9 protein-coding genes and 1 pseudogene are annotated in these 8941 nt (G+C 71.1%); 8 read left to right on the top strand and 2 right to left on the bottom strand.

Annotated elements, in window-relative coordinates; all coding sequences use genetic code 11:
• Window positions 1–116: 116 nt before the first annotated feature.
• Window positions 117–515: pseudogene (locus tag AB0I73_RS32040) on the bottom strand (ArsI/CadI family heavy metal resistance metalloenzyme); the annotation flags it as partial.
• An 89-nt stretch (window positions 516–604) separates the two neighbouring features.
• On the opposite strand from AB0I73_RS32040, the gene AB0I73_RS32035 reads away from it, so the two are divergent.
• From AB0I73_RS32035 to AB0I73_RS32020, 4 genes are all read left to right on the top strand, one after another.
• Entirely contained in the window at window positions 605–985 is a 381-nt protein-coding gene (locus tag AB0I73_RS32035; RefSeq protein WP_363043290.1) for a metalloregulator ArsR/SmtB family transcription factor, read from the top strand.
• Complete coding sequence (locus AB0I73_RS32030; RefSeq protein WP_363043288.1) at window positions 982–1758, top strand: MIP/aquaporin family protein; 777 nt, start codon at window positions 982–984, stop codon at window positions 1756–1758. Before AB0I73_RS32035 ends, AB0I73_RS32030 begins: the two co-directional genes overlap by 4 nt.
• Entirely contained in the window at window positions 1755–2171 is a 417-nt protein-coding gene (locus AB0I73_RS32025) for an arsenate reductase ArsC (RefSeq protein WP_363043286.1), read from the top strand. Before AB0I73_RS32030 ends, AB0I73_RS32025 begins: the two co-directional genes overlap by 4 nt.
• A 172-nt stretch (window positions 2172–2343) precedes the next feature.
• Window positions 2344–3258: a hypothetical protein gene (locus tag AB0I73_RS32020; RefSeq protein ID WP_363043284.1), complete on the top strand. Its 915-nt coding sequence runs from the start codon at window positions 2344–2346 to the stop codon at window positions 3256–3258.
• A gap of 159 nt (window positions 3259–3417) precedes the next feature.
• On the opposite strand, the gene AB0I73_RS32015 is transcribed toward AB0I73_RS32020, so the two are convergent.
• Entirely contained in the window at window positions 3418–4158 is a 741-nt protein-coding gene (locus AB0I73_RS32015) for an IclR family transcriptional regulator (RefSeq protein ID WP_363043282.1), read from the bottom strand.
• A gap of 201 nt (window positions 4159–4359) precedes the next feature.
• Between AB0I73_RS32015 and AB0I73_RS32010 the strand changes: the two genes are divergently transcribed.
• Genes AB0I73_RS32010 through AB0I73_RS31995 form a run of 4 tightly spaced genes read left to right on the top strand, consistent with a single transcriptional unit; the run spans window position 4360 to window position 8908 of the window.
• Window positions 4360–5730, top strand: a complete 1371-nt coding sequence (locus AB0I73_RS32010) for an MFS transporter (RefSeq protein WP_363043280.1) — start codon at window positions 4360–4362, stop codon at window positions 5728–5730.
• Window positions 5730–6806: an alcohol dehydrogenase catalytic domain-containing protein gene (locus AB0I73_RS32005; RefSeq protein WP_363043278.1), complete on the top strand. Its 1077-nt coding sequence runs from the start codon at window positions 5730–5732 to the stop codon at window positions 6804–6806. The genes AB0I73_RS32010 and AB0I73_RS32005 overlap by 1 nt, the downstream gene beginning before the upstream one ends.
• Window positions 6803–7999, top strand: a complete 1197-nt coding sequence (gene rhmD / locus AB0I73_RS32000; protein ID WP_363043276.1) for an L-rhamnonate dehydratase — start codon at window positions 6803–6805, stop codon at window positions 7997–7999. Before AB0I73_RS32005 ends, rhmD begins: the two co-directional genes overlap by 4 nt.
• A gap of 57 nt (window positions 8000–8056) precedes the next feature.
• The gene (locus tag AB0I73_RS31995; protein WP_363043274.1) at window positions 8057–8908 is read left to right on the top strand and encodes a fumarylacetoacetate hydrolase family protein; all 852 of its coding nucleotides are present in this window, start codon (window positions 8057–8059) and stop codon (window positions 8906–8908) included.
• The last annotated feature ends 33 nt before the right edge of the window (window positions 8909–8941 follow it).

The following is an 8941-nucleotide window of genomic DNA, read 5'->3' as shown; positions in this document are numbered from 1 at the left end:
ACGACGGCGGTGTAGCTGCCCGGCCAGGCGGTCAGATGGCGGAGCGCACCGCCGCGCGCGGCGAACAGGGCGACGCGCAGCTGCTCGTCGGTGGCACCGCAGCAGGCTTCGGGCGCCGGGGTCGTCCGGGCGCTCTCGCCGAGGGTGTCGGCGTCGGCCTTGACCGTGTAGACCTCCCACGGTTCCCGGCCGGGACCGGTGACCCACACCTTGTCCTGCAGGGCGTAGCAGCAGGAGGTGTCGTTCTCCTCGAAGGTCGCCAGGCCCGCCTCCTCGAGCCGGGTGGCGGCCGCGGTGACCTCCGCGGTGGAGACGACCTCGATGCCGAGGTGGTCCAGGCGAGTGTCCTCACCCGCCTCGCCCTCGATGAGGACCAGCTTGAGCGGCGGCTCGGCGAGGGCGAAGTTGGCGTAGCCCTCACGGCGCTTGGCGGGCTCGGCGCCCAAGAGCTTGGAGTAGAAGGCGATCGAGGCTTCGAGGTCGGCGACGCGCAGGGCGAGCTGAACGCGGGACATGACGATCTCCCATCCGGAGACGACTTGTTTCGACGTCTGTCGATACAGTCGAGGTTGCCATCCGATTAGATGACTGTCAACATAGAGGCATGTCGAAACAAGCAGGTCTTCCGGTGCTCGGACAGGATGACGCGGCGTGCTGTGCGCCGATGGTCCGCGAGCCGCTGGGCGAACAGGACGCGGCCGAGCTGTCGCGGATGTTCAAGGCGCTGTCGGATCCGATCCGGCTGCGGCTGCTGTCGTTGATCGCCTCCCATGAGGGCGGCGAGGCGTGCGTGTGCGACCTCATCGGCCCGTTCGTCGTCTCCCAGCCGACCATCTCCCACCACCTGAAGGTGCTGCGGGAGGCCGGGCTGGTCGGCTCCGAGCGGCGCGGCACCTGGGTGTACTACTGGGTGCTGCCCACGGCCCTGGCGAAGCTGTCCGCCCTGCTCCACACCCCTGCCGTGCCCGCGCAGGCCCCCGCGTGAGCGGGCCGGCGCCGCTGGTGAGGCGGGCGGTCGTCGAGGGACTCGGCACGGCCGGGCTGGTCGCGGTGGTGGTCGGCTCCGGCATCCAGGCCACCGAACTGACCCGCGACGTCGGAGTGCAGCTGCTGGCCAACTCCCTGGCCACCGTCTTCGGCCTCGGCGTGCTGATCGCCCTGCTCGGCCCCGTCTCCGGGGCGCACTTCAACCCGGCGGTCACCCTCGCCGCCTGGTTCACCGGCCGCCGCACCGGCGACGCCCCCACCCTGCGCGACCTCGCGGGGTACGTGCCCGCCCAGATCGTCGGGGCGATCGGCGGCGCGGTACTGGCCGACGCCGTGTTCGGAAAGCCGCCGGCGCACTTCTCCACCCACGACCGGTTCGCCGGCCACCTGTGGCTGGGCGAGGTCGTGGCCACCGCCGGGCTGGTCTGGATCGTCTTCGGCCTGGCCCGCGCGGGCCGCGCGCACCTGGCGCCGCTGCTGGTCGCCTCCTACATCGGGGCGGCGTACTGGTTCACCTCCTCCACCAGCTTCGCCAACCCGGCGGTGACCATCGGCCGCGCGTTCACCGACACCTTCGCCGGCATCGCCCCCGCCTCCGTGGCACCCTTCCTCGCCGCCCAACTGGTCGGCGCCGCTGTCGGCCTCGGCCTGGTCACCGCCTGCTTCGGCCGCCCGGCCTCCGGGAGCGAGGACGAGGTCGTCGTCCCCCACGACGGGCAGCAGCCCGCAGCCCCCGCCCGTTCCGCCGAAGAAAGCGCCCTGACCCGATGAACACCCCCGCCGTCCCCTCCGTGCTGTTCGTCTGCGTGCACAACGCCGGCCGCTCCCAGATGGCCGCCGCCTTCCTCACCCACCTCGGCGGCGACCGGGTGCAGGTCCGCTCGGCCGGATCCGCCCCCGCCGACGCCGTCAACCCGGCCGTGGTGGAGGCCATGAACGAGGTCGGCATCGACATCTCGGCCGAGAGTCCCAAGATCCTCACCGTGGCGGCGGTGCGGTCCTCGGACGTGGTGATCACCATGGGCTGCGGCGACGCCTGCCCGTACTTCCCCGGCAAGCGGTACCTGGACTGGCAGTTGGACGATCCGGCCGGGCAGGGCGTCGGGGCGGTCCGGCCGATCCGCGACGAGATCGAGCGGCGCGTCCGCGGCCTGCTCGCCGAACTCGGCATCGAGGCGGCGTGAGGGCCACCGCGACCGGCGTGCACACCGCGCCGATACGGTCGGAGCACGCCGAACAGGCCCTGGCGACCTCCGCCCCAAGAGGGCTGACGACACAGCACGGTTCGACAACCGCGCTCAGTGCCTCGACGCCGTCCGGGCCCCAGCACGGCCGGGAGTTCCACCGAACCGACGCGTGACGGCTTCCGTCTCCGAGGCCACCACCCCGGACGACACCGACCTCCTCCCCCAGTACGCGACCACCCCGGCAGCACGGGGGCGGGCCGTGCCCTGGCCCCCGCAGCAGTCAGCCACCTGCCGGTGCGGCTCGGACCGCCCGTACCCCGTACGGGGAGTGCCACGGCGCCCGACCGCCACGGTTCCCGGCCCGGACGCCACCACCGACCAGCTGTACACCTGGCTGGACGACACGGCGGGCCTGGAGCTCTACGCCGACATGGTCGCCCGCGTGTACATCCCGTACTGGTACCAGCTCGCCACCGAGATGGGTTGTCTCGACGTCCCCACCGCCCACCTGACCGACCTGCTGCGCCACCCGGGCGCCATCGAACCGCGCTCCTTCGTCCCCCGCGACATTCCTCTGCGCTTCGACCCGGACGCGATGCCGGACATCGGCCGCTGGGTCCGCCGCAGCGGCACCCGCCTGCTGTTCGTCAATGGAACACAGGACCCCTCGACCGCCGAGTCCTCCCACCCGGCCGCCACGACTCCCGCGTCCTGTGGGTCCCCGGCGCCAACCACCACACCACCATCGCCGACCTCCCCACCCCGGACCGCACCGAAGCGACCGCCATGCTCACCCGCTGGGCCGGCCGCGCCTGAAGGTCCCGGAACCGGCCGAGCTCCTGGAGGCTCATCCCTACCGGCCGACGAAGCAAGAGCCGCTGGACACCGACGCGCTGCTGGACATCGCGAACAGTCCGTCCCGGCAGTTCTGAACGACATCGTCCTGTCCACCGGCCCCGGTCGCACCGGGGCCGGTACGACCGTTGCGGCTTGTCGCCGTACGCGGCCCGGCCACCGGGGGTCGAGCCGTCGAGGAACTCCACTGCCTCGGAGTCGTGCACGTCGCAGACCCTGGCCGACCTGACTTATCGCCAGGTGGACGAAACCCTGCACAACCCGGCGGTTGCCGTTGGCGCTGACACGTATGCGCTGGTCAGCGGAGCTCAGCGGACCACCGGGATGCCCAGGGACGCGGTCGTCGGCAGCGGACCGGCTGAGCACAGGCCCCGTACACGGACCGGCATCACTCGTCGACCAGGCGCTCCAGCCGGGCCACCGTCGCGCGCAGCATGGCCAGATGGGCGCGGGCGCGTTCGTCGTCACAGCGGAACGTCGGCATGGACACCGACATCGCCGCCACGACGGCACCGCCCCGGCCGTGGACCGGCACGGCCACACAGCGGCACCCCTCCACGTACTCCTCCAGGTCCTCGGCGTACCCGGCCTGGCGGACCGCGTCGATGAGGGACATCAGGTCGTCCACGTCGACGACGGTGTGGTCGGTGAGCCGGGGCAGTTCCTGGGCGGAGAGCCGGCGCCGGGCCTCCTCGGGAGCCAGGCCCGAGAGCAGCACCTTGCCGATGCCCGTCGCGTGCGCGTGCAGCCGAGAGCCGACGCGGGAGACGAGTTTCATCGGGCGCGGTGACTCCGCGATGCCGATGTAGACGTTGTGGATGCCGTCCAGCCGGGCCAGTTGGACGGTTTCCTCGCACTGGGCGGCCAGCTCCTCCATCAGGGGGCGGGCGTGCATCTCCAGGGTGCCGTGACCGGAGTACGCCTGGCCCAGGAGCCAGGCGCGCAGTCCGAGCCCGTACCGCTTGTCCGCCTCGTCGAAGTCCAGGTAGCCGCGGCTGACGAGGGTCGCCAGCAGTCCGTGGGCACTGGACCGCGGCAGCTGGAGCTCGTCCACCACGTCGGTGAAGCGGACGGAGCCCCGGTCCGCCACCAGGTCGAGGATGCCCAGGACCCGGTCGGCGGACTTCACCGTACCTGTCTGCTGTTCCCCCACTGACCCCTCCCAAAAAGGTCTTGACAGTTCCGACCATGTAATCTCAGATATGTGTTCGCCAACACGAACTCTAGTTCACATAGGCGAACTAATCAATCGGATCCCTTCGGCGGGCGCAGGACACAGGCAGGAGCCGCCCAGCGCCGAGCACAGCCGAACAGGGAAAGGGATGGATCAATGACGAACACCCCTGCGGACAGAGTCGGCACGACGACCACCGTCGACGCCGCGGCCGTGAACTCCGGCATCGGCAAGCTGATGCGGCACCTGATCCCGTTCTTGCTGCTGATGTACATGCTGGCCTTCCTGGACCGGGTGAACATCGGCTTCGCCCAGGAGTCGTTCCAGGCGGACACCGGCCTCAGCAACGCCGCCTACGCCTTCGGTGCGGGCATCTTCTTCCTCGGTTACATCTTTCTCGAGATCCCCAGCAACCTGATGCTCCGCCGCTTCGGCGCGCGGATGTGGATGGCCCGCATCATGGTCACCTGGGGCCTGATCTCGGCGGCCATGATGTTCGCGCACACGGCCACCGCCTTCTACGTCCTGCGGTTCCTGCTCGGTGTGGCCGAGGCCGGCTTCTTCCCCGGAGTGATCTACTACCTGACCCTGTGGGTGCCCGCCTCCCACCGCGGCCGGGTGATGTCGCTGTTCTACTTCGGCGCCCCGCTCGCCTTCATCCTGGGCAGCCCGGTCTCCGGCCTGCTGCTGGAGATGGACGGCCTGGCCGACCTGCACGGCTGGCAGTGGCTGTTCCTCATCCAGGGCCTCGCCACCGTCGTCGTCGGCGTGTTCGTCCTGCGCGTCCTGCCCGACACCCCGGCGCAGGCCCGCTGGCTGGCACCGCACGAGCGCACCGCCCTCACCAGCGCCCTGGCCGCCGAGGCCTCGGACTCGAAGCAGGAGCACAGCGTGCTGCGGGCACTGCGCAGCGGCAAGGTGCTGTACCTGGCCCTCATCTACTTCGTCATCCAGGTCTCCGTCTACGGCGTCACCTTCTTCCTGCCCACCCAGGTCGCCGCCATCGTCGGTGACTCGGTCGGGCTGAAGGTCAGCCTGGTGACCGCGATCCCGTGGATCTGCGCCATCATCGGCTCGGTCCTGGCCGGACGGATCAGCGACCGCACCGGACGCCCGCTGCTGGTGGCCGCGACCTGCCTGGTCGCCGGAGCCGCCGGAATCGCCGGATCGGCCGCCACCGGCAACCCGACCCTGGCCCTGGCCTGGCTGTGCCTGGGCGCCGCCGGATTCATCGCCGTGCAGCCGGTGTTCTGGACCCAGCCCACCGCCCTGCTCACCGGAGCGGCCGCCGCCGGCGGCATCGCGCTGATCAACTCGCTCGGCTCGATCGGCGGGTTCGTCGCCCCCAACATCAAGACCTGGGCCGAGGACCTGACCGGATCCACCACCACAGGGCTGTACGTCATCGCGTCCATCACCCTGAGCGGCGCGCTCCTGCTGCTCGGGCTGGCCGCACAGCGCCGCCGCGCGGCCGTCGGCACCGCCTCCCACTCCCCCACGTCGCAGACCCCCAAGGAGACCGTCTGATGCGCGCACTGGTCATGAAGGGCAACTGGCAGCTGGAGGTCGAGGACCTTCCGGTCCCCGAGCCCGCCCCCGGCGAGATCCTGGTGCGCGTCATCGCCACCGGCATCTGCGGATCCGACATCCACGGCTTCACCGGCGAGAACGGCCGCCGTTTCCCCGGCCAGGTCATGGGCCACGAGACCGTCGGCCGGGTCGGTGCCCTCGGCGAGGACACCGCCGCGCACGGCCTGCGCGAGGGGCAACTGGTCACCGTCAACCCCGTCATCTCCTGCGGGGACTGCGAGGCCTGCGCGGCGGACGCGCAGCAGCGCTGCCCGTCCCGCCGGGTGATCGGTGTGGACCCGGCGCTGCGCTCGGCCTTCGCCGAGGCCATGACGGTGCCGGCCCGCAACGTCGTCCCCCTGTCGGAGGACCTGCCCGTCGAGTACGGCGCCCTCGTCGAACCCCTCGCCGTCGGCTACCACGCGGCCGTGCGCGGCGGATGCGGTGAGAAGGACCGGGTGCTCGTGATCGGCGGCGGCCCCATCGGGCAGGCCGCGGCCCTCGCCGCGGTGCGGCTCGGCGCCGCGGCGGTGGCCGTCAGCGAGCCGAACCCGGCCCGCCGCGACCTGCTGGAACGCCTGGGCCTGACCGCCGTCGACCCGGCCGCCGGCAAACTGGCCGACCTGGTGCCGCAGGCACTCGGTGGCCGGCCGACCCTCACCCTGGACGCCGTCGGTGCCACCGGCACCGTGTCCGACGCCCTGGCCGTCAGCGACCTGGGGTCACGCATCGTCCTGGTCGGCATGCACTCACCGCGGGTCGACATCCCCGCGTACGCGGTGAGCACCGAGGAGCGCACCGTCATCGGCAGCTTCTGCTACTCCGCGAACGAGTTCACGGAGACCGCGCAGTGGGTCGCCGAGACCGACCTCGACCTCTCCGCACTCGTCGAGGGCAGGGTGGACCTGTCCGAAGCGGCCGACAGCTTCACCTCCCTGGCCCGGGGCGAGAACCCGGCCAGCAAGGTGCTCGTATACCCGCACGGCACGGACGATCCGGCCCTCTCCCCCGCCGCCCAGGAGGTCTCGGCATGAGCAGTCGTACCCCCCGTATCCCCCGTATCCGCCACCTGCGCGCCTTCACCGTGGACGCCCAGGGCGGAGCCGACTACCACGACCAACCGGCCGGTCACTGGATCGACGACCGGATCGCCACCCCGATGTCCGTCTACCCCGAGTACCGGGAGAGCCGGCAGACGTTCGGCCTGAACGTGCTCGGCTCCCTGGTGGTCGAGGTCGAGGCCGACGACGGCACCGTCGGCTTCGCCGTCACCACCGGCGGCGAGCCCGCGGCCTGGATCATCGAGAACCACCTCTCCCGCTTCGTGGAGGGCGCGCCCGCCACCGACCTGGAGCGCATCTGGGACCAGATGTACCGGTCGACCCTCTTCTACGGGCGCAAGGGACTGGTCCTCAACGCCATCAGCGGCGTGGACCTCGCCCTGTGGGACCTGCTCGGCAAGCTCCGCGAGCAGCCGGTGTACGAACTGCTCGGCGGCCCGGTCCGCGACGAACAGGTCTTCTACGCCACCGGGGCCCGCCCCGACCTGGCCGAGGGCATGGGCTTCATCGGCGGCAAGCTGCCCCTGCACTACGGCCCCGCCGACGGGGAGGAGGGCCTGCGCGCCAACGTCGACCTCATGCGCACCATGCGCGAGCGCGTCAGTGACGACTTCTTCCTCGCCTACGACTGCTGGATGGCGCTGAACGTCCCCTACGCCACCCGGCTCGGCCACGAACTGGCCGACCAGGGCGTGCGGTGGATCGAGGAGGCCCTGCCCCCGGACGACTACTGGGGTTACGCCGAGCTGCGCCGCAACCTGCCCCCGGGCATGCTCTGCACCACCGGCGAGCACGAGGCCGGGCGGCTGGGCTTCCGGATGCTGCTGGAGATGGGCTGTGCCGACATCATCCAGCCCGACGTGGGCTGGTGCGGCGGGATCACCGAACTGGTCAAGATCTCCGCTCTGGCCGACGCCCACGGCAAGCTGGTGATCCCCCACGGATCCAGCGTGTACTCGTACCACTTCGTCGTGACCCGCCACAACAGCCCGTTCGCCGAGTTCCTGATGATGGCGCCGAAGGCGGACGAGGTGGTTCCGATGTTCAGTCCGCTGCTCCTGGACGAGCCGGTGCCGGTGAACGGCCGGCTCAAGCTCCCCGACACCCCCGGATTCGGCGTCCGCCTCAACCCCGACTGCGCGCTGCGGCGGCCCTTCGCCCGCTGAGACCGCCCCTTGCGCCCTCAAGTTGAATCCGCAACGCACGTAAAGGAACAACCCCTCATGCGACTCTTCCGCCTCGGTGACGCAGGCGCCGAACGCCCCGCGGTGCTCGACGACAACGGCCGGGCCTTCGACCTCCTTCCCCTCACCGCGGACATCGACGGTGCCTTCCTCGCCGGTGACGGCATCGCGCGCGCCCGGCGCGCCCTCGAGGCGGGCGAGCTGCCCGAGCTCGACACCGAGGGGCTGCGCATCGGCGCCCCGCTGGCCCGGCCCGGCGCCGTCATCTGCATCGGCCAGAACTACGCCGCGCACGCCGCCGAGTCCGGGGACCTGCCGCCCGAACAGCCGGTGATCTTCTTCAAGACCCCGAACACCGTGGTCGGCCCCTACGACGAGGTGCTGATCCCTCGGGGCTCGGAGAAGACCGACTGGGAGGTCGAACTCGCCGTCGTCATCGGCAAGCGCGCCCGCTACCTCGACTCCCCCGACGAGGCGCTGGAGTACGTGGCGGGGTACGCCGTCTCCAACGACGTCTCGGAGCGGGCCTTCCAGGTCGAGCAGTCCGGCGGCCAGTGGTCGAAGGGCAAGTGCTGCGAGACCTTCAACCCGCTCGGCCCGTACCTGGTCCCGGCCGACGAGGTGGGCGACCCGCAGCAGCTGCAGCTGCGTTCCTTCGTCAACGGCGAGCCGCGCCAGGACTCCTCCACCGCGGACATGGTCTTCCCGGTGGCCCACCTGGTGCACCACCTCAGCCAGTACCTGGTGCTGGAGCCCGGCGACGTCATCAACACCGGCACACCGCAGGGCGTGGCGCTGTCCGGCCGCTTCCCCTACCTGGCACCGGGCGATGTCATGGAGCTGTCGATCGACAAACTGGGAAGCCAGAAGCAGGTCCTCGGCAAGGCGTAGCCAGCGAGGTTGCGGGCACGCGCCGGAAATCCG

Source organism: Streptomyces sp. NPDC050388 (assembly GCF_040655635.1).
GTDB lineage: Bacteria > Actinomycetota > Actinomycetes > Streptomycetales > Streptomycetaceae > Streptomyces.
This window is presented reverse-complemented; position numbering and strand designations above follow the sequence as displayed.